The following is a 20,141-nucleotide window of genomic DNA, read 5'->3' as shown; positions in this document are numbered from 1 at the left end:
ATACTTTCATAAATCAGGCCGTCAAACCATGGTAAACCTGCGTGCCCGCCACCGCCTTTTTTCCAGCGGCAATCTTATCAAAGTTTTCAAAAACATTATTTTTCTTCTGCTCTACCGAAGATTTTAAATGTTTTCCTTCAAATTTGTCCAGAACGTCGTTAGCTATAGTCCTCTGCCAAAGCTCAAATTTCGGGCTCCAGAAGGGATCATTGATACTGGTTCGATGAACCTGGGACAGCTGCTTTTTACCACTCATCTGCGCTTGTGCAGATAAGGATATAAGTATCAAAACGCCGATAAATAACCTGTTCTTTTTCATATTATAATCTGAGATTCCCAAATATAAAAACCTTTTATAACTGGTACGAACTGGTCTGGTTTTATTTATTTTTGCCGTACCAGCAGGCGAGACACCACATTTCTATTAAAATGAAAAGAAATAATTCAAAATATAACCTGATTATCAATCACGTAACCGATCGCATTCGTTCCGAAGAGTATTTGCTGGGTGGCCGCATTCCGTCTATCAATGAATTCAGAAATATTTACAATTTGTCACGTGACACCGTATTTGCTGGTCTACAGGCATTGATCAAAAAAGGTATTATTGCTTCCAACCACGGTGTAGGCTATTTTATAACAAGCACTAAAATAGAGGCAGGGCATCATATATTTCTACTCTTTAACGAATTCAATGGGTTTAAAGAAGTGCTTTTCAAATCATTCATGGACTCGATGCGGGATGTCGCGACCGTTGATCTGTATTTTCATAACTACAACAGAAAAGTTTTTGAAACGCTGATAAATGACGCTAACGGGAAATACACGGATTATGTCATTATGTCCGGCAAGTTTCAGGGAATCGGCCCGTTACTTGAATCACTTTCAGGCCGTGTCTTTCTATTGGATCATTTTCACTTCGAACTGAAAGGTAGGTACTCAGCTGTATTTCAGGATTTTGAGAAAAATACTTATGAGGCGCTCGTATCAGGAAAAGAGCTGATCCGTAAATACAAACGGATTTTGATGGTGCAAAAAGAAGAAAAAGAACCTGAAGAAAGGTATGACGGTTTGAAAGCATTTTGCCTGGAACAAAATATCGGACATGATTATATAGCAGATACAGCAGGCCGGGAAATCGCAATTGGGGAGCTTTTTATAGTCGTAAAAGACGAAGACCTGGCCGGCCTCATCAAACAAGCCGCCATTCAAAAACTATCTCCGGGAACTGATTTTGGCATTATTTCATACAACGACACACCTTTAAAAGAAGTTTTGGCAGGAGGCATTACCACACTTTCCACCGATTTCAGGCTTATGGGAAAAACTATGGCCGAACTCATCGGCACCAAAGCTATTTGTACGATTGAAAATCCTTGGCAACTCAATATTCGCAGGTCGCTGTAAGGTCAGATAGGATTTATTTCCGCAGGATAAAATGCTAACAACCTTTAAAAACACTACCCTGTTTATTAATTTATAATTAACGAAATATTACAAATTGCTTGCAGGTGTAATTTGTGGAGAATACATTTGCACCTGAAACTAAATTGTAATAAGTCTAAATAAAATAAATGAAACGAATTTTAATTATCTCAACGTGCATGCTTCTATCCTGCTTTTCTTTTGCTCAAACAGGCAAACTGAAAGGGCTGGTAATGGACAATGCGAAAAATAGCCTGGCAGGTGTAAATATTCTAATCAAAAACACCAATACAGGAGCCCAGACCAACGATGCCGGATTCTTCGAAATATCCAATATCAACGATGGCAGTTACACTTTGTCAATTTCCTCTGTTGGTTTTAAAACGAAAGAATTACCGTTTACAATTTCTCAAAACGAGGTGGATGTTAAAACGATCACCTTATACGAGGGTGATGAAATATTACGCGAAGTAATCATTGAAGGAGAAAGGGACAACAAATTTTCCCGAAACAAAACTGCCTATGTTTCCAAATTGCCTTTAAAAGATTTTGAAAATACGCAGGTTTACAGCACCATTACCAATTATTTATTACAGACCCAGATTGTAACGAATTTTGATGATGCGCTTAAAAATGCAACCGGCGTCGACAATCTCTGGACTTCCACCGGAAGAGGTGGAGATGGTGCCGGATATTTCTCACTACGCGGATTTTCTGTTCAGCCAAAACTTGTAAATGGCTTACCCGGGCTCACCAACGGTACCATCAATGCAGCCAACATCGAACGCATTGAAGTATTGAAAGGACCTTCGGCAACATTATTTGGAAATGCGGTGAGTTCATACGGCGGACTGATTAATGTGGTGACCAAAAAACCTTTTGCAGGGACAGGCGGAGAGCTTTCATTTACGACCGGCTCTTTTGGTTTGAACCAGATCACGGGTGATTTCAATACTGCATTAAGTAAGGAAAAGAATTTATATTTCAGGTTAAATACATCTTACTCGACCGAAAGAAGTTTTCAGGATGCAGGTTTAAGAAAATCATTTTTCGTAGCACCTTCACTTTCATACAAAGTGAATAATAACCTGTCGTTCTCTTTTTACGGAGAGATCACACAGGCTGAACAAACCAATCCGATGTTCCTGTTCCTGAACAGAAGCGCACCCCAGCATTCTAAAAACATCAAAGATTTAGGATACAACTACAAACTTTCTTTTACAAGCAATGACTTAACCCTGCAGAACCCAACACAAAATTACAGGGTTGAAATGGATTACAAATTGTCTGATGCGTGGCAGTCACAAACGCTGATCTCAAAAAGTGCAACATCTACCAAAGGCTATTATACTTATTTGTATGACTACGGTATTTTAGAGAACGATACGTTTTCCCGTTTTTTGAACAAACAAAATGAATACACCGGCACTTCCGATATCCAGCAGAATTTTATTGGTGATTTCAAAGTAGGTACATTGAGAAACCGGGTAGTTATTGGTCTCGATTATTTTTCAGCCATTTCAACAAGTAACGGTACCGGTTATGCATTTTATGGAAATGTAACACCTCAGGGTGGTACCAGCGGCGACAATCCTTTTACACCTGCTGTCGAAACTACAGCATATCCGCTTTCCACAGCCGGAGTTGATGCTGTACTGGCAACGCAGGCAGTTTCAAATGCCAAATCGAAATACAATATTTACAGCGCTTATGCTTCGGACGTGCTGAATTTGACGAATAATTTATCCTTAATGGTTGGGCTTCGCCTGGATCATTTTGACAATGTTGGAAGTGTAACCACGTCGGAGGACGACTATAACCAGACCACATTGTCCCCAAAATTCGGGATCTTGTACCAGCCGGTACCTGACAAAGTTTCCCTTTTTGCTAACTATCAGAATGGGTTTACTAACGTGGCACCTTCTCTTGTTGGAAATCCGGAAGACGGCCCGCAAACGATTAAAACATTCAGGCCTGAACAAGCAAACCAGCTTGAATTTGGTATCAAAACCAACATCATTAAAAATAAGCTGAATGCAACGATAAGTTATTATGATATTAAGGTAAAAGACCAGGTCATGACCGATCCTTCTTCACCTTTCAATAAAATCCAGGGAGGTGAGGTATACAGCAAAGGGTTTGAGCTTGAATTGAATGCAAATCCGGTAAAAGGCTTAAATATTAGAGCCGGGTACAGCAATAATAACAGCAAGCTTACCAAAACGGACAATCTGGAAGTACTGAACAAACGGCCCCTTGAAGCAGGTTCCAAAACTCTTTACAATTTCTGGGCAAACTATGAAGTACCCGGTGGAAAATTAGAAGGTTTTGGGCTCGGTTTGGGATGCAACGGCGCCAGCGAACGTTTTGCGATCAACTACGCATCAACCGGCGAGTTTCTGTTACCTGCATATACCGTAGCCAACGGATCCCTGTTTTTTCAGGGCGAAAACTATCGGATCGGGGTTAAAATAAATAATGCTTTTAACAAAGAATATTATAAAGGATGGTCTACCATTGCGCCTCAAACACCACGGGCCTTATTGGCGAATATCACATATAACTTCTAAGTTTTTGAATTTCAAGCACTAAGCAATTCACGAGTCAGGGCCGGGAGATTTTTTCTTCCGGCCTTTTTGTTTTCATGCATTTTTTTATTTCGTTCGCAACGGGAAATTATCCCCGCTATGCAACATTCGCGCCAAAATTTTGTCATTGCGATATTAGGACATCAGGCAGTCGTAAACCTGCATGATAAGAATAATCTATCTAGCCATATCATGAAAATACTACTACTCATCATGACCGCGTTTGCAGCAAGTGCCGGTTTATTATCGGCGCAGCACATCAAGATTTCGGGATTGTTAATGGATTCCACGGCCAGCAAACCTGTTGAGTTCGCCACTGTCGCACTGATGAAAAACGGAAAAATTGTTGAGGGGGCCAACTCCGATACAAAAGGAAGATTTGTATTCAACAAGGTCCGGCCGGATAAATATGCAGTTCAGGTTACTTTGATGGGTTATGTTACCAAAACAGTTGAAAATATAAATGCGACTGAAAATGAGGATTTTGAAATAGGAATTATCAAACTCACACCTGCCGTTCAGAAACTGAATGAAGTAACCGTAACCGAACAAAAGTCTTTGTTTGAAGAGAAGGCAGACCGGATGGTTTATAACGCAGAAAAAGATATTAGTATAAAAGGCGGGGACGCGACGGATGTTCTTAAGAAAATACCGTCTATCGCAGTTGATATTGAAGGCAATGTACAGCTTCGCGGAAGTTCGAACATTAAGGTGCTGATTAATAATAAACCATCTAGCATTGTTGCGCGAAGTGTTTCGGATGCGTTAAAGCAAATTCCTGCTGACATTATCAAACAGGTGGAAGTAATTACCTCTCCTTCTGCGAAATACGATGCGGAGGGCACTGCCGGGATTATTAATATTATTACCAAGAAGAATTCTGTTAATGGAACCAACGGCTCGGTCAGCCCGAATTTCGGACAATGGAATAACTGGCCGAATGCAAGTATCAATCACCGTATGAATGGTATCAGCATTGCAGCAAACGGTGGTTTCAGCAATTGGAAAAACAAGCGGAATATGCAATTGTTACGTTCTTTCACAAATGCAGATACGGTTACCAACCAAAACCAGGTTCAATGGATCAATGGACGGGGCAAAAATTTTTATGGCACACTGAACGTGGATTGGGATATCGATTCGCTGAACCGTATCGGGGCAGGCTGGAACTATTATAATGGTATCAATACGAATGGATTTGATATCACTTTTGAAGAAAGCCAGTTTGGGAATGTCAGACAATATTTCAGGAGAGACATGAAACGGACCTATGACTGGGCCGGTTCTACGATTAACTTTGACTATACCCGTTTGTTTAAAAAACCGCAAAAAGAGCTAACTCTGCTGATGATGTATTCTTTTGAGGAAGAAGACAGCGATTATTGGTCGGATTTAATGAATCGCGACAATTCGGTTTACTATCGGGAGAAAAGCTACAACATCAGCAATAATAAGGAGGGAACAATACAGCTTGATTTTACCAATCCGATTGACAGTATCAGTAAGTTCGAACTTGGCTCCAAAACCATATTCCGGAAAATATTGAGCGACTATCGTATATCAAGTGCGTCAGACGGTTCCACAGATTTCAGGGATATGCCTGATCTGGCAAATATTTTCGATTATGCACAGCAGGTTACCTCTGCCTATGCAGTTTACAGCAGAACGCCTAAAAAGAAATGGGGAATTAACCTGGGTGCCCGATATGAGCACACCTTCATACAGGCTAATTTCCTGAATGGAACGTCACCATTTTCCAATAATTATGGAAATATTATTCCAAGTCTGAGTTTGTCGCGCAGCCTGAAAAAAGAACAGCAGGTACGTTTCAGTTATTCCCAGCGTATTCAGCGGCCACAGTTCTATTATCTGAATCCGTATGTAAATCAATCAGATTCTAAAAATCAATATGGAGGAAACCCTTATCTCAAACCAGAATTAACACATTCAATTGAAGCGAATTACAGCGTTTCTATCAAACAAACGAGTTATAATGCCTCATTTTTTCTACGTAAGACCAACAACGCCATCGAGGGAATTAACAGCGTGGACAGCAGTGGTGTCATGAAGCAGATCTTTCAGAATGTAGCCGAGAATTCGGCTTATGGTGTCAACCTGAGTGCCAATACGAAAATCACCAAACAGTGGTCGGTGAATGGTTCTTTGAACCTGTTTTACAGTGTACTGGAAAGTGCAGAGCTTAAAACCAGGAATGCAGACTGGATGTACCGCCTCAACCTAAATTCTACCATTGATTTTGGAAAAGGATTCAAAGCCCAGTTATTCGGATTTTACAACTCACCTCGGGTCAATTTACAGGGAAAATACGGTGGCTTTGGTTTCTATAATATTGTGTTCCAGAAAGAAGTACTTAAAAAGAAAGGAACTATTGGTTTCGGTTATGATAATCCTTTTAACCAGACCATTAAATGGCGTAATGATTTTGTTGGAGCTAATTTTGTCCAAACCCAGGACGTGGCCATGTATCGCAGAGGATGGCGGATAAATCTTAAATATGACTTCGGAAAAATGGCTGGTAAACAACGTGAGAAAAAGAAGATCAGCAATGATGACAAAAAAGGTGGTGAAGGGAATAATTAAAATTAAAAACCGACATTTTCAGATTAACTAAAAATCATTTTTTCAATATTTGAATGGTATAATGGAATTTCTAGTCTGAGTAATCCACTTGTATTATTCGGTTTATTTTTAGTAATATTAGATTTCTCATTCTATCACAAATTTGATGAAACTGATCTTTACATGCCTGTTTATCTGTTTAAATGGATTAGTTGTTCTGGCACAGAATAGATCAATCCCTATTCTGCACACTTCTTCTGATAGTTTAATTATGTATCTGGATGGCCAAAAAAATGCGTTTAACGGTGTAAATAAACTAGGGAGCCATTTCGATTACAGCTTCGTTGTTCAAAACGATTCATCTGTATTTAAGCTGACGTCAAATTCAGATTCTATATCGGTGATTCTCAGGCCTAAGAAATATGCTGTTTTTCAAATCGTGCGTGAATCCAAAGGTGACACTGTAACATGTAGTTTTACTACCCAGAAGTTAGTGAGGCCAGCGAGTTTCAGTGATAAATACAAGGCGGAGAATGAAGGTAAAACCATTATTGAGATTCCCGAAGTATACGAGCTGGTCAATATTATTATTGCGTTAACCGGGTACGGTAATACAGGTGCCATATATAAAAACACCGGCTACTATAAGTCGGTCATGGATCATTATACTTCATATAAAAAAGATGCTGCGGTACGGGCAATAGATTCCCTGCTGAATTTTGAGCCTGGATTTTATTATCTCCATTTAAAAATGGATAGCTACGCATATATTTTTTCAGGCAATAAAATAATAAATGCAGGTGTGTATGACCGCATTGGTTCAGGTGAAAAAAATGAATTAGAATTTTACTTACCGTTACTTGAAAAATTTGCAGAAAGGTCAGGATTCCAGGCTTTTTACAAAAACAATGTAAATTACTATTCCGGTCTAAAAAAAGATTACACTAATAATATCAATATAAAGGGAATGAAAAGCTGGCTTGGGAAACAATTTCCAGCTACAAAGTATTCTGCACTTAAGGTGGTTTTTTCTCCATTGGTCGGATGGAATCAATCTGCTGCCTTTTTCAATGATAATGGTTTTACCGAAGCACAGGCACATGTCAACTTTCCATTTGTAGATGAGGAGGATAAGAAGTTGACTGCCAATGTTCTGAAAGGCCAGCGAATGATGATCACATTTACAGAAATTAATCATGCTTTCCTCAATCCTGAGGCTGAAAAACACAGTAAGGCTATTGCGGAAGCTTTTAAAAACCTGCCTGAATGGATCTCTGTTGGTAAACCTTCTGCCGGGTATAATAATGCGCTGGTATGTTTTGAAGAATATATGAACTATGGACTAGTAACATTATATTATTCAGAAATTTTTGATGAAAAGACTTTTGCCATACTTAATATGCGTGTTGAAAAAAATATGGCCGGTCTACGTGGTTTTCAAAAATTCCGGGAATTTAACCAGGAATTATTAAGCTTATATAAAAACCGACAGCCTGGTCAAACTGTTGCTGATTTGTACCCTCCTATAATTGACTGGGCATCCAAACAAGGTTTTTGAACAAGTTAATTATAAAAAAATTGCCCGGGCAAATCTACCCGGGCAATCCTGCAAATTCACTAAGGTGATTACATAACTATTTGTTCAGCCAGATAACATCATTTATATCATCTTTACCGCCAAACTGACTGTCTATCGAAGCCTTATAATTATCGGCATTTGTGGTTCTTTCAGAAACCGGATATTGCCAGCGAAGTGCAATACGTGTCCCGTTCCCTGTTCCTACTCCAACCATAAACTTAGGAAAACCGGTACGGCGGTAGTTAAAATATGCTTCCATACCCGAGTTCATGAAAAAGGCAAGATACTTTTGCGTAACAATCTGCTCTAAACCGGCAGTATTATTTCCACTGTATTTGATAAGAGGCTGAGCCAGATAAGCGTCATAAGTAAAATCAACCGTATAACTCGTAAAGTCACTTGCTTCTTTACCTCCTGTTCGGGAATATTGCATCGTATTTGCCCCGTCTTTGATCCCGTAAAATCCCATGGAAGCTCTGATCCCTTTCTGATACCACTGGTCTGCATTTCCGGTTGCCCAGCCGCGGTTTAATCCCTCAGCAATATTGAAGCATAATTCCGGATAACCCACAATAAACACATTTTCCCCCGTGTAAGTCGTGTAGTAACGGGAGCGGCTTTGAAATGAGTAGGCACCCGGAGCAAACCCTGCACCATTGTCAATACCCGCTTTTGCCGCCATATCCCCCAATCCTTCTCCTGAACTTGCTCCAACGAAAGCTGTATAATCCAAAGGTAGTTTTCCTGCTTTTAACTGGGCACCGGCTGGCTCCGTTGTGATCATCACACGCGGATCTTTACGTTCTGTAAGCAGTCCGACATAAGTAGCTGCCATGTTCTGGCGTGTTGCATCAAATCCAAAATTGTCCGGATTGGAAGGATACTTATTATAATTGTTGGATACAAACTGCAAATTATCTGTCATGGCCGCCGGCAATGGGTATTTTGCAGGATTATTCAGTATTTCTGCAAATTGTGCTTTGATATTCAGATCCGCATCCGCTTCTTTTTTGCTTAAACGAATCAGCATTCTGAGCCTGAATGCATTAATCACTTTTTGCCAGTTTGCCAGTTTCCCAGTAAAGTAGAAATCACCTTCCACAGTTGTTTCTCCCTTAGCAATCAGGGATGTAATGTCACTATTTGCGCCATCCAGTAACTGAAGAATTTGCACGTAGATCTGTTTTTGGGTATCGTATTTTGGATTAAGGTTTTCGCGGCCCTGTAATGCGTCTGTCATAGGCAGATCACCCGCTCTTGCAGACATCTGATCCATAAAAAACGCGCGGAAAAATTTACCTAATGCTGAATAACCATTTACATCCGCAGCACCTGTCTTTTTATGTTCGATTTCCATCTGCACCACATTTTTAAGTGTGGAATAATGGTTTTGAAAAGCTGACCACTGGTACTCGTTGTTTCCGTAGTAATTGTAGTTAATAGCATAAAACTGGTTCCAGCGCATTTCGGAGCTGAATGGCCTTCCTGTATTGTTGTACATATCCCATTCAATTCCTTGCAAAATAAGCGATGCAGGTGCGGTAATGGCACGGTTCGGATCTTTTTCCAGTTCTTCAAAACTCCGGTCACATCCTGTAAAAAACAGGGAAGACAGGGTTAACAGTATAAAAAATATTTTATGACGATGCATGATTTCGATGTTAAATTTTAAATTTCTGTTGCTGTTTTTCATTAAAAAGAAAGGCTCACATTCACACCATAACGGCGCATGGAAGGCGTTTGCGGTCCTGATTCATTACCAGAGGTATACTGGTTCAGATCAATGTCTTTACTTTCAGCAAAATACAACAGGTTTCTTCCAACCAGTGAAACAGAAGCATTACGGATGAATTTACTCTGAACAAGCCATTTGGAAGGGATTGTATAGCCGATCACGACTTCGCGCAGCATGGCAAAAGAACGGCTCATAAGATTTCCTTCTTCGGTATTGTAATAACGGCTCACCCAGTCCTGAACATATTGTTTGGTAGTATTAGGGGCAAAATGCAATTCAGAAAGATTTGTGATCTTACCGTCGATATCAAAATTAGGTGCTTTACCATTGCTGATCTGGACACCTTCTCCCAGATAATTTTTATTGTCGGTTTCACCGTTTTTAAATCCAAGCCAATCCTGATAACGGGCCTCACCAAGCGCTCCTTGAGCCAGCTTTGCGTTTCTTCCGCCACGGAAAGTCTGTTTCTGAACATAATTCGAAATTACACCACCGATACGTCCGTCAAATTGGAAACTCAGATTTATATTTTTGTAAGAGAATTTGTTGTTGATCCCAAAAACAAACTTAGGATTTACATTGCCCAGGTACTGGCTGACAGGTGAATAAATCGGACTTCCTGAAACATCATTGATGATCTGTCCGTCTGCGGTTCTTGCAAATGCACGGCCATAAAATTTATCCAGCCTGTCCCCTACTTTATAAAATGTATTTAAAGCATTTACACCCGGGTAAAGCTCTGTATAAACTTCCTTAAATGTTGAATAATTCGCTATTATATCCCAGTTTAGGCCACTCGGATTTTTTAGTATTGAACCCGTTAACGCAAGCTCAAAACCTGTTTTCTTTGTCTTGATACCATTTACCAGGTAATTTTCATATCCCGTAGTCGTGGTTACAGGAAGCGCAAATATCCTTGGGCCATCATGAGAAATAAAATAGGTCATATCCAGACCGATCCTGTTTTTCAATACGCGTATATCCAATCCAAGTTCCGTTTGAGATGTCGTACTTGGTATCAGATCCGGATTATTTATGGTATTGGTAAAATAAGCAGCTGGTGTATTATTGTAAGCAAACGGTGTGGAATACACGGCTGCATTCTGGTAAGTTGGACCATCATAAGGTGAATAATACTGATCTCCATATCCCAATGGATTGCCATCACCCAATGCAGGTGTAGTACCAATAGTTGACTTGGTCAAACCGTCTTTCACATTGGCATAAGATGCACGCAATTTAAGAAAGGACACAATTTCAGGTATTGGCAAAAAGTCAGACAAAACCGTAGAACCTGCAACGGATGGATAGAAAAAGGTATTATTTCCAGCTTTCAAAGTGGAGAGCTTGTCAACACGGCCGGTAGTGGATAAAGTAAAATAATCTTTATATGTAAAATCCGCTGAATAATAAGCTGAGTTCACACGCATGGCAGAATTGAAATTGGAAGTTTTAACCGGCCTGTAAGAGTTATTGAAATTGTAAAGGCCAGGTACGTTCAGATAATCCGTAGAACCATATTGTGAACTGTATTCAAAACTGCGGATATTACCACCTGCCCATATTTTAGAGTTAAAGCCCTCAAAAAGGTCTTTATCAAATTTAATCAAGACATCAGTATTGTTCTCGAACAGGTTACGGCGGTCTTCACGATAATCACCTCTTCGTTCTTCACGGCCATAAGAAGTGGCAGAATACGGCATTTTTTCATTCCTGAAAAGATTCCACGTTGTGATTTGTGTCCTTAATGATGCTTCCAGAAAATCATTGATTTTGTATGTCATCGCCGCCTGACCGATAATGTCTGTTTTCTGATGGCCACGAAGCCATTCATAACTCATGAAATAAGGGTTATTGTAACGCTGATATTCCGCGTAGATCTGCTGTGTACCTTCCTTTCCAGGCTGCCAGTAATTACGCATATCGTCTACATTCCAGTCAGCACCGGCCCAGAATACCATGTTGTAAATGATCGAGTTAGGTCCGTAATTAACGTCAGGAATATTGGGTGAATATTGTCTGTTGTATTGCAGGTTAGACGTAAAACTAAGCTTTTCAGAAAATTTAAAATCTCCCGTTACATTAAAATTGGTAATGTTCAGCTTGGTATTTGGTACTATCCCTTTCTGGAAAGTATTAGATGCCGAAAAACGAAGATTGTATTTGTCGCCCGATGAAGAAACGGATACGTTATTGGTTGACAAAATACCTGGTTTCAGAAAACGCTTAAGATTGTCTTTTCCGCGATTGATCCATGGTGTACCGGAACGAACACCCGTAATTGGATCTACCGGACTGTCATATTGTGTAATCAGCTGGCCTTCAAATCTCGGTCCCCAGCCACCATCATAGTCGCCGTCATTTAACCCGCCACCTGCACCATTTACAAACGCATACCGGCCGTGATCACCAGGGCCATATTCGTCCTGTACTTTTGGGATGGAATAAAATCCTTTATCGACCATAGTGGAAGAATTCACATCAACTGAAAACCCACGTTTGTCTTTGGTACCTCTTTTCGTAGTGATCAGAATGGCACCATTTTTACCCCTGAAACCGTATAAGGCAGATGCACTCGCACCTTTCAGAACGGAGTAAGTATCAATGTCGTCCGGGCTTACATTCCATGTATCAGAGTTTACAGGCACACCATCCACTACAAAAAGTACATCTGAGTTACCCCTCAACATGATATTTGGTTTTCTCAGGAGTTCCGGCTGTGCACCGATGGTTAGTCCAGCTACTTTTCCGGCCAGTGCATTGATAGCATTTGGTTCCCTGGCTTTTATAGTTGAAGCTCCGTCTACTGTCTGAATGGCCACCCCAATCCGGCGAACATCTTTTTTGATACCTAATGCGGTAACAACTACCTCATTTAGCTGTTTAAGATCGGTGCTCAGAACTACATCCAGCTGTGAACGGCCGTTCAGCGCAATTTCCTGGGTAGAAAATCCTACGAATGAGAAAATTAAAATAGATTTTGAATCAGGAACGTTCAGTTCGTAAATTCCTTCGGCGTTGGTTCCGGTTCCTGAATTGGTCCCTTTTACAATGATACTGGCGCCCGGTATTACTTCGCCGGTTTGCTGGTCGGTCACTTTGCCTTTTACGCTGGTCTGGCCCATAACCTGAATGGTACAGAGCAGCAGGATACTTAAAATGACTGTTTTAAAAGTCGTAGAGTGAAGAATCATTTGTTAGCTGTTTACATTTATAAAATGCAAAACTAGACTAACAGTATTACCTCAATATTTGCGAATTGTTAAGTATATGTAAACTCTGTTTTAAGTTACTTGAAGTTTCGAAAGTTATCTGTACCAATATATAATTACTTCTTATTACTGTCTGAAATATTTCTCATATTCCGAATCAATCTGAACATAGCTTATTCCGGCTGATTTAATTTTATCCGCAAGTTCGGCCGCACTTCGGCGAGGATCAGCTGATTTCAAATCCCAGGTATTAATAACACCTACGGTTAATATTTTTTGCTGTTTTGCCCATTCAGCATCCTCTTTTGAAATATTGCCTGAAAAAAGGTAATAGTTCTCTGCTTTAAACCCAGGTTTAAGCATATTCTCTTCCAACTGTTTGCGGGTACAGCTCAGCTTTATCTTTCCTGTAAAAAATTCAGTGGATTCATCCGTACCAATCATCAAAGCATTTTCAAACAAATCATATTTTTTAAGCATTTTTATGACACTGTTAAAAAGGACTGTGTCATTTCCACTTATTTTATTATCCAGCATAATCTGAATTTTTCCCTGACTGTATTGCAGTACATCTTCCAATTTCAATACTTTATTGCCCTTTTTTCCTATAGTCTTTTTATCTCTTTCCAGTTCACGGAGGAGACATTGGCATCCACCCCAAAATCACGTATCAGGTTACGGTCATGATGAGTCACCAGCACATTGTCTTTAGTGACTCTTAAATCTATTTCAACCATATAATATCCACTTTCCACAGCCCGGCGAAGTGCTGACAGGCTATTTTCAGCAGATGCACTATCCACTACCCCACCCCGGTGCGCGATCAGTTTAAAATCAGGATTAACAGACTGACTAAAAACCACTGTTGACGAACAAAACAATATCAGGCAGATAAATAAAATGTTTTGGAATTTCATGATTTGAAAATTGTATAAAATACTTGAAAGTGGTTCATTAAATTAATTACAAAGATCGAATTTCAGCTACTGGTTTTTGGTAAAACATCAATTTTTACAATTTATTAATATGAACTGATCCCGAAAGAAAGGTGCATGCATACGATTAACGAATTGGCTGGACAATATTAATTTTTTGTTATTCTTACTCACCGGAAATATAACAGATTGATTCACAGATTAATTTTATATAATCAATGCGTATTAATTTCTGAATTGCATATGAAAATTGCATCCTATAATGTTGAAAATCTTTTTGACCGTGCCAAGGCATTTAACGATGACACACCTGAAGCACGCCGGGTCATTAAACTTCAGGCAAAACTGAATGAGTTATTCCAAAAACCGGTTTACGAAACTTCGGACAAGCTGCGGATATTAGAAATCATGGAGGAGACCGGGCTGCTTAAAACTAATAATGCCACTTACATATTGCTCAGGAAAATCAGAGGTAAACTTATAAAAAGACCGCTAAGTGGCAATGATTATGAAATCGTTGCGAATGGCCGTGCTGACTGGGTTGGTTGGGCAGAATTAAAAATGGCGCCTGTCAATGAAGTAGCTGTAATGAATACTGGGAGGGTGCTCAGAGATGTTAATGCAGATATTCTGGCAGTTGTTGAAGCCGAAAACCGTATTGCATTAAAACAATTCAGTGATTATGTATTGACCCAAATTGACGGCAAACCTTACCGTAATGTGATGCTTATAGATGGGAATGATGAACGGGGCATCGATGTTGGACTTATGACTAAAAATGGCTTTGATATAGGTCTGATGAGAAGCCATATCAATGACCCAGACTCAGAAGGCCTGCCTGTATATAGCCGGGATTGCCCGGAATATTGTGTGCGTACTCCCGAGGGTGAGGATATATGGATATTGCCCAATCATTTCAAAAGTAAATTTGGCGGTAATGATCCGGCTGCACAAAACATGAGGCAGAATCAGGCAATAAGAACTGCGGAAATTTATAACAGGCTGATATCGGATGGTTTTCCAAATGTGGCAGTACTGGGAGACCTGAATGATACACCGGACAGCATGCCAATACAAAAACTTTTACTGGGCACTGACCTGCAGGACGTTTCTACTCATCCGAGTTTTGACACAGGCACATTTCCGGGTAACGGTACTTTTGGCCTTGGAAATGATTCGGATAAAATTGATTATATTTTATTGTCTCCTGCATTGTATGGCAGGGTTACTGCATCGGGATTATTTCGGAAGGGTGCCTGGCCCGGGAGCCGTCCGGTTAGATGGGAGGTTTATCATGAACTCAAAAAGCCAATACATGCAGCAAGCGATCATCACCTGTTATGGTGCGAGTTGCGTTAAATATATCACAATGCATTTAGGTCAAAACATATTATATCAAAAGACGGCTTTTTCTCAATAAGGCGCTTCGGCTCATTCCAAAAACCTTTTTGAAGACGCGGTCGGAATCGAGATGATTTAAGATAAAATCAGAATAAGATAAAACCTGTGTGTTATCATTGGAAAGTGCCTCAGCAATTGATTTCCTGATTCGTTTCCATTTTACATAATGGGCAAAAGGTATGCTCATTTGCTGAACGAACAGATAGCGAAAATGCTCGGATGACATATTAATGGCGCACGCAATATCTTCTGCTTCAAGGGAATTATCAAGATTTGATTCAATAAACTGCAACGCTAGCTGTACGGATTGGTTAACGATAAAACTGTCCGGAGGCGGCATAATAAAAACAGATTCCATCAGCACCTTTACAAAACCACCCAATATTCCATCGGGCAACTCATTATAGTTGGAAGGAATCGCATGTTCCAGTTGAATTGGCGATAAAAGACAGTTCATGTTCACAAAAGCTTGTCCATTTAACAAACCACGCAGCTGCCAGCCACGAAAACTGTCAATTTCAATATAACTGACAAGCAATTTTGCATTTGGTGAAAATAAAGTATGCGGAGTGGCCTGGTTGATGATTAATCCCTGTAAACCATCCAGCGTCTGCCCATCAATCAGACAACCGAAACTTTGGCCCAGGTTAATGACCAGTTTATAGCAATGATGATAGTAATCCGTGTCGGGAGAGACTTCTGTAATAAATGAAATGCAACCTTCAAAAAACAAGGCAGATTTTTTGTAATCCTCAATTTTTTTCATCGTGTATTTCTGATTACCATCAAACAGTTTGGCCGGGGTTCTATTTAAATGGCAGCAGGATTTCCGATTGGATTTTCCAGCAGCCGATCTTAGCAAAAGTCAGCAACATCACAGGTTTTTACAGGGGCAGGCATTTGTTCAAATTCTTTTAAGGCACGTCTCAGCTGGCGTTGCGTCAGTCCGCTATACCGGATTTGCATTACCCTTGCCTGCTCTGAGTCCAGTCTTTTAAGTTTCCAGTATCTGGGATGTGCAGTGCCAATTGGCACACGAAAGTGTTCATCTCTTTCGTCCTTAATGAACACTTCAATTTCAACGCTCACTTTCGACAGATCCTCAGCTAAATAACTTGTGATAATAACCTTCACCAACCGTCCTGTTGGCAAAACAAATGCTTTCTCGTGTCTCATTCTTATTTCATGTAACTGGTTTACCAAACAAATTTATTGAATGGTAAGCACATAAAAACCCACTTAACTATAAGTTAATTCAGAGATAACAGATAGGTAAAATATCATTCTGTATTGGCGGTGTACTTCAATAAATGACAGAAGATTTCCTGATCTGTTCAAATTCGGCAAGCGCCTGATTAATTTGTCCGACAGTAATCCCGCTGTAAAAAATCTGTAATTGTCCGGCCTGTTCCTTGTTCAGCATTTTCAATTTGGCGTATGCAAAATGGCCTGCTGTAACAGGAGGATAAAAACATTTGTCATCAGGATTTTCAACAAGCACCTCCATTTCTGTCCTCATCCATGAGCCACCTGGTGCGATATGTCCGGTAATTATGATCCTGACTAAGCTTTCATCAATCTGCAAAAATGTTTTTTCATAGATCATACCTGTTCCCTGGTCTGGTTCTTTAACAAAAATAACAGAATAACAAATGCAGTTCTAGCGGTTAACAATTTGATAATATTAGACTGATTATCAGCCACCTGTAAAATCTTATTGATACAACTATATGAAAGATTTTGTTGTTTTGAAATAAAAACTAAAATGTTACCATTATCTGCCTCTCCAGCACTTAATCCAAGGCAAAAAAGAATTCAGGAAAGAAAACTCATAAAACTTTCCATTGCGACCGGTTCTGTTTTTACAATTTGGGCTATCATTGTTGGAATTCTGGGTGACTCAAAATCCATTATTTTTGATGCACTTTTTTCCATGGTGGGCATCAGCCTTTCGGGTGTATCATTGCTAGTAAATAATTTTATCCGAAAGCCTGATGATGATAACCTGCCATTTGGCCGCTCCCAGTTTGAGCCTTTTGCGATGACCGTGCAATCTTCTGTCATCATATTTTTGTGCCTGTATTCCCTTGCCACATCCGTCATGGATATTCTTAATGGTGGTAAAACAGTTGAGCTGGGTATCGCCATGCCCTATCTGATATTTTCAATTGTAGGATGTTTTTTATTATGGCTGTATTTTAAGGATAAAGCACAAAAACTCAGATCAGAATATATCCGGATTGAATCCACGGAATGGCAGTTAGATGCGTTCCTTAGTTTCGGGGTATTAGCCGGTTTATCGCTTGGGTATTTTCTAAAAAATTCAACTATTGAATATCTGATACCATACCTTGATCCATTTATAGTTCTAATAATATCCGTCTTATTCCTCCGGATTCCAGCCCGTACTTTTTGGAAGAATGTAAGAGAATTATTACAATTTGCTCCGGACGATGAGGTAGAAGACATGATTCACGAAGCAACGGAAAAAATATCTGTATACTATCATTTTCTGGATAACCGTGTTCGTGTTGCCAAAACGGGCAGCAGCTATACTATAGAAATCGACTTTTTACTTCCTAAATCATTATCTGAAATGAAAGTATCGGATCACGATAAAATCCGCCAGGAATTGTATGACCAGATCAAAGGAGATTACAAAATGTGGCTGACCATTTCATTTACTACGGAAAGAAAATGGATGATATAAGCCGGAAAGAAAAAATTTATTTCTTTCTCAGTTACTTATTATACTTTTTAAACAGTTTCAGGATTTTTTCGTAAATCTCCGTGTTTTCATATACTCCCCTAAAATCAAGTGAATGAGGCCCGTAAGCAAATACAGGAACCATGACTGCTGTATGGTCATTTATACTGAAATGACCGTCCACATAACCCTTTTTCATATCTCCGTCCAACAAAGTCAGTCCGCCCGTTTCATGATCGGCTGTTACAATTACCAATGTGTTTCCATTTAAATCTGCAAATTTCATGGCCTCACCTACAAGTTGGTCAAAATCCAGCATTTCTGTAACCACATAAGCCACGTTGTTGGCATGCCCGCCGTAGTCGATTTTGGCACCCTCGGCCATGATAAAAAAACCTTTTTTATTTTGTGACAACGATTTACTCGTTTTTGCAAACGATTCGGTTAAAAAATCTCCGCGCCCCTTTTGGATTGATACGGTTTTTTCATCATTCAAAAGCACAAATGGTGTTTTCATGCCAGAAAGATCTGTCCAATTATTTGAGTACTGTATTCCTTTCAAAAGCAGTGAATCTGCTATTTTTTCTGCATTAAATATTTTGGAGCCACCACCAATTAGAATTTCAACGGATGACTGCAGAAAATCATGAGCGATTTGTTTTTCGTAATCCCGGTAAGGCTGATGGGCAAAAAATGCGGCCGGCGTGGCATCCAGAATATTCCCTGCGGATATCAACCCGGTTTTAATTCCAAGTGGTTTGATCCTGTCCGGTAAATTGGGAATTGCAGTAAAATTACTGTCTACTCCAATAGCCCGGTTTCTTGTTTTTTTACCCGTTGCCATGGCTGTCGCGCCAGCTGCTGAATCCGTTATATAGCTGTCAGAAGCATTTGTTTTAGAAAAACCAATGTTTAAAACTTTTGTAAGATTAAGCTCTCCCCGATTTGCAGTAATTCCTGAATATATTTGGGCAAGCCCCATTCCGTCACCTATCAGCAGAATAATATTCCGGACTTCCGTACGGCTGTCATTATTTCTGTAAGTTGGTTTGTATAAGGTATGTGGCTTTGTTTCAGTGTATTCGGAACCGGGCCTGTTACGCAGATAAATACCTAATTCATCAACTTTGTCCGTATTAAGATAGTCAATATCCAAATTCATGAACATTTTCCAGGAATTAATATAGTCAGGCGTCGCCCACAAACGGAGTTTTTTGCCTTGGGAATGTACTTGTTTAACAACTTTTTCAATATTAAGCTTGTCATTTTTTGTTAAAACACCTTTACCATTCCATGCACTGTAATTTCCAAATGACTGGCTGATAAGCCCAATTCTGGCCAACTGATATGTGGTATATTCGGTTTCAGGCCGGCCGTCGAAATAGATATATTCAGGGTATTTTTCAAATTCTGCCGGTGGTGGCGTATTTCCACTCAAAACAATTTTAACCGGACCGTTTGGTGCCAGAATCTTATTAAATTTTTCAAGTTCCTTAACCAGCACAGGTATTGTTTCTTTTGCATTGGTTTTTAAATCAATAAGTAACTGCAAAGTGTCAGTTCTTGTGGGATATACAGCACCATTGTTTTTACTGATTCCGGCAAATAAAGGATTAAGATATAGCGTAGTTAGAGTCCTGTCCGAACGCATGTCAGCTGCATTATGGGCTACAAAAAGCGTATCATTCTTCAAAAATACGTCTGCCTCAATCGAACCGAATTGCTGGTTGTAAGCCGACCAGAATGGAAATTTCTGCTCATAATCGTTATGTGAATGTGCCTGAGCTGTGGTGTAGGTTCGGGAGCTTTGGGCAAAGCTCGAAAATGAAACAGAAAGAAATAATAAAACAAAAGTAAACAGGGGTCTCAAAGTCATACGGTTTTTGGTAAATGGCAACAACAAAATTCCGGCTAAATTATCAATTAAGGAAGAATCAGAGATTAACTTATCTTCATCATTTGGCCAAAAATAAATTTAA

At 39.7% G+C, this 20,141-nt stretch carries 15 protein-coding genes; 6 read left to right on the top strand and 9 right to left on the bottom strand.

Annotated elements, in window-relative coordinates:
- Positions 1-13 precede the first annotated feature (13 nt).
- Positions 14-319 (bottom strand): hypothetical protein, encoded by a 306-nt coding sequence (locus tag KZC02_RS29455; RefSeq protein ID WP_221391935.1) that lies wholly within the window; start codon positions 317-319, stop codon positions 14-16.
- Between the two features lie 110 nt (positions 320-429).
- Here KZC02_RS29455 and KZC02_RS29450 point away from each other — a divergent pair, with 110 nt between their 5' ends.
- The 4 genes from KZC02_RS29450 (at position 430) to KZC02_RS29435 (ending at position 8,151) form a co-directional block, all read left to right on the top strand.
- Positions 430-1,407 carry a GntR family transcriptional regulator gene (locus KZC02_RS29450; RefSeq protein ID WP_221391934.1) on the top strand — a complete coding sequence of 326 codons (978 nt, stop codon included), beginning with the start codon at positions 430-432 and terminating at the stop codon, positions 1,405-1,407.
- 167 nt (positions 1,408-1,574) lie between these two features.
- Positions 1,575-3,995 carry a TonB-dependent receptor gene (locus KZC02_RS29445; protein WP_221391933.1) on the top strand — a complete coding sequence of 807 codons (2,421 nt, stop codon included), beginning with the start codon at positions 1,575-1,577 and terminating at the stop codon, positions 3,993-3,995.
- A gap of 210 nt (positions 3,996-4,205) precedes the next feature.
- Complete coding sequence (locus KZC02_RS29440; RefSeq protein WP_221391932.1) at positions 4,206-6,614, top strand: TonB-dependent receptor domain-containing protein; 2,409 nt, start codon at positions 4,206-4,208, stop codon at positions 6,612-6,614.
- Between the two features lie 145 nt (positions 6,615-6,759).
- Positions 6,760-8,151, top strand: coding sequence for a DUF4932 domain-containing protein (locus KZC02_RS29435; protein ID WP_229253886.1), 1,392 nt, complete (start codon positions 6,760-6,762; stop codon positions 8,149-8,151).
- Between the two features lie 76 nt (positions 8,152-8,227).
- Here KZC02_RS29435 and KZC02_RS29430 read toward each other — a convergent pair whose 3' ends face one another.
- The 4 genes from KZC02_RS29430 to KZC02_RS29415 all read right to left on the bottom strand — a co-directional run bounded on the left by KZC02_RS29430 (position 8,228) and on the right by KZC02_RS29415 (position 14,036).
- Positions 8,228-9,823, bottom strand: a complete 1,596-nt coding sequence (locus tag KZC02_RS29430; protein ID WP_221391931.1) for a SusD/RagB family nutrient-binding outer membrane lipoprotein — start codon at positions 9,821-9,823, stop codon at positions 8,228-8,230.
- Between the two features lie 41 nt (positions 9,824-9,864).
- A complete protein-coding gene (locus tag KZC02_RS29425) occupies positions 9,865-13,101 on the bottom strand; it encodes a SusC/RagA family TonB-linked outer membrane protein (protein ID WP_221391930.1) in 3,237 nt (1,078 codons plus the stop codon).
- 144 nt (positions 13,102-13,245) lie between these two features.
- Positions 13,246-13,704, bottom strand: coding sequence for a hypothetical protein (locus KZC02_RS29420; protein WP_221391929.1), 459 nt, complete (start codon positions 13,702-13,704; stop codon positions 13,246-13,248).
- A gap of 20 nt (positions 13,705-13,724) precedes the next feature.
- Positions 13,725-14,036, bottom strand: coding sequence for a glycerophosphodiester phosphodiesterase family protein (locus KZC02_RS29415; RefSeq protein WP_221391928.1), 312 nt, complete (start codon positions 14,034-14,036; stop codon positions 13,725-13,727).
- 261 nt (positions 14,037-14,297) lie between these two features.
- Between KZC02_RS29415 and KZC02_RS29410 the strand changes: the two genes are divergently transcribed.
- Positions 14,298-15,413: an endonuclease/exonuclease/phosphatase family protein gene (locus KZC02_RS29410; RefSeq protein WP_221391927.1), complete on the top strand. Its 1,116-nt coding sequence runs from the start codon at positions 14,298-14,300 to the stop codon at positions 15,411-15,413.
- Between the two features lie 31 nt (positions 15,414-15,444).
- Here KZC02_RS29410 and KZC02_RS29405 read toward each other — a convergent pair whose 3' ends face one another.
- The 3 genes from KZC02_RS29405 to KZC02_RS29395 all read right to left on the bottom strand — a co-directional run bounded on the left by KZC02_RS29405 (position 15,445) and on the right by KZC02_RS29395 (position 17,061).
- The gene (locus KZC02_RS29405; protein WP_221391926.1) at positions 15,445-16,221 is read right to left on the bottom strand and encodes an AraC family transcriptional regulator; all 777 of its coding nucleotides are present in this window, start codon (positions 16,219-16,221) and stop codon (positions 15,445-15,447) included.
- Positions 16,222-16,310: 89 nt separating this feature from the next.
- A complete protein-coding gene (locus tag KZC02_RS29400) occupies positions 16,311-16,631 on the bottom strand; it encodes a hypothetical protein (protein ID WP_221391925.1) in 321 nt (106 codons plus the stop codon).
- Between the two features lie 127 nt (positions 16,632-16,758).
- Positions 16,759-17,061 carry a hypothetical protein gene (locus KZC02_RS29395; RefSeq protein WP_221391924.1) on the bottom strand — a complete coding sequence of 101 codons (303 nt, stop codon included), beginning with the start codon at positions 17,059-17,061 and terminating at the stop codon, positions 16,759-16,761.
- 159 nt (positions 17,062-17,220) lie between these two features.
- Here KZC02_RS29395 and KZC02_RS29390 point away from each other — a divergent pair, with 159 nt between their 5' ends.
- Entirely contained in the window at positions 17,221-18,165 is a 945-nt protein-coding gene (locus tag KZC02_RS29390; RefSeq protein ID WP_221391923.1) for a cation diffusion facilitator family transporter, read from the top strand.
- Positions 18,166-18,196: 31 nt separating this feature from the next.
- On the opposite strand, the gene KZC02_RS29385 is transcribed toward KZC02_RS29390, so the two are convergent.
- Complete coding sequence (locus tag KZC02_RS29385) at positions 18,197-20,038, bottom strand: alkaline phosphatase (protein WP_221391922.1); 1,842 nt, start codon at positions 20,036-20,038, stop codon at positions 18,197-18,199.
- Positions 20,039-20,141: the final 103 nt, after the last annotated feature.

This window comes from Dyadobacter sp. NIV53, from assembly GCF_019711195.1.
Lineage (GTDB): Bacteria > Bacteroidota > Bacteroidia > Cytophagales > Spirosomataceae > Dyadobacter.
The sequence above is the reverse complement of the archived record's forward strand: the minus strand, read 5'-3'. Positions and strand labels throughout refer to the sequence as shown.

Coding starts and splice junctions, on each gene's coding strand:
- KZC02_RS29455 (WP_221391935.1), bottom strand. CDS start 319: ATGAAAAAGAACAGGTTATTTATCGGCGTTTTGATACTTATATCCTTA.
- KZC02_RS29450 (WP_221391934.1), top strand. CDS start 430: ATGAAAAGAAATAATTCAAAATATAACCTGATTATCAATCACGTAACC.
- KZC02_RS29445 (WP_221391933.1), top strand. CDS start 1,575: ATGAAACGAATTTTAATTATCTCAACGTGCATGCTTCTATCCTGCTTT.
- KZC02_RS29440 (WP_221391932.1), top strand. CDS start 4,206: ATGAAAATACTACTACTCATCATGACCGCGTTTGCAGCAAGTGCCGGT.
- KZC02_RS29435 (WP_229253886.1), top strand. CDS start 6,760: ATGAAACTGATCTTTACATGCCTGTTTATCTGTTTAAATGGATTAGTT.
- KZC02_RS29430 (WP_221391931.1), bottom strand. CDS start 9,823: ATGCATCGTCATAAAATATTTTTTATACTGTTAACCCTGTCTTCCCTG.
- KZC02_RS29425 (WP_221391930.1), bottom strand. CDS start 13,101: ATGATTCTTCACTCTACGACTTTTAAAACAGTCATTTTAAGTATCCTG.
- KZC02_RS29415 (WP_221391928.1), bottom strand. CDS start 14,036: ATGAAATTCCAAAACATTTTATTTATCTGCCTGATATTGTTTTGTTCG.
- KZC02_RS29410 (WP_221391927.1), top strand. CDS start 14,298: ATGAAAATTGCATCCTATAATGTTGAAAATCTTTTTGACCGTGCCAAG.
- KZC02_RS29405 (WP_221391926.1), bottom strand. CDS start 16,221: ATGAAAAAAATTGAGGATTACAAAAAATCTGCCTTGTTTTTTGAAGGT.
- KZC02_RS29400 (WP_221391925.1), bottom strand. CDS start 16,631: ATGAGACACGAGAAAGCATTTGTTTTGCCAACAGGACGGTTGGTGAAG.
- KZC02_RS29395 (WP_221391924.1), bottom strand. CDS start 17,061: ATGATCTATGAAAAAACATTTTTGCAGATTGATGAAAGCTTAGTCAGG.
- KZC02_RS29390 (WP_221391923.1), top strand. CDS start 17,221: ATGTTACCATTATCTGCCTCTCCAGCACTTAATCCAAGGCAAAAAAGA.
- KZC02_RS29385 (WP_221391922.1), bottom strand. CDS start 20,038: ATGACTTTGAGACCCCTGTTTACTTTTGTTTTATTATTTCTTTCTGTT.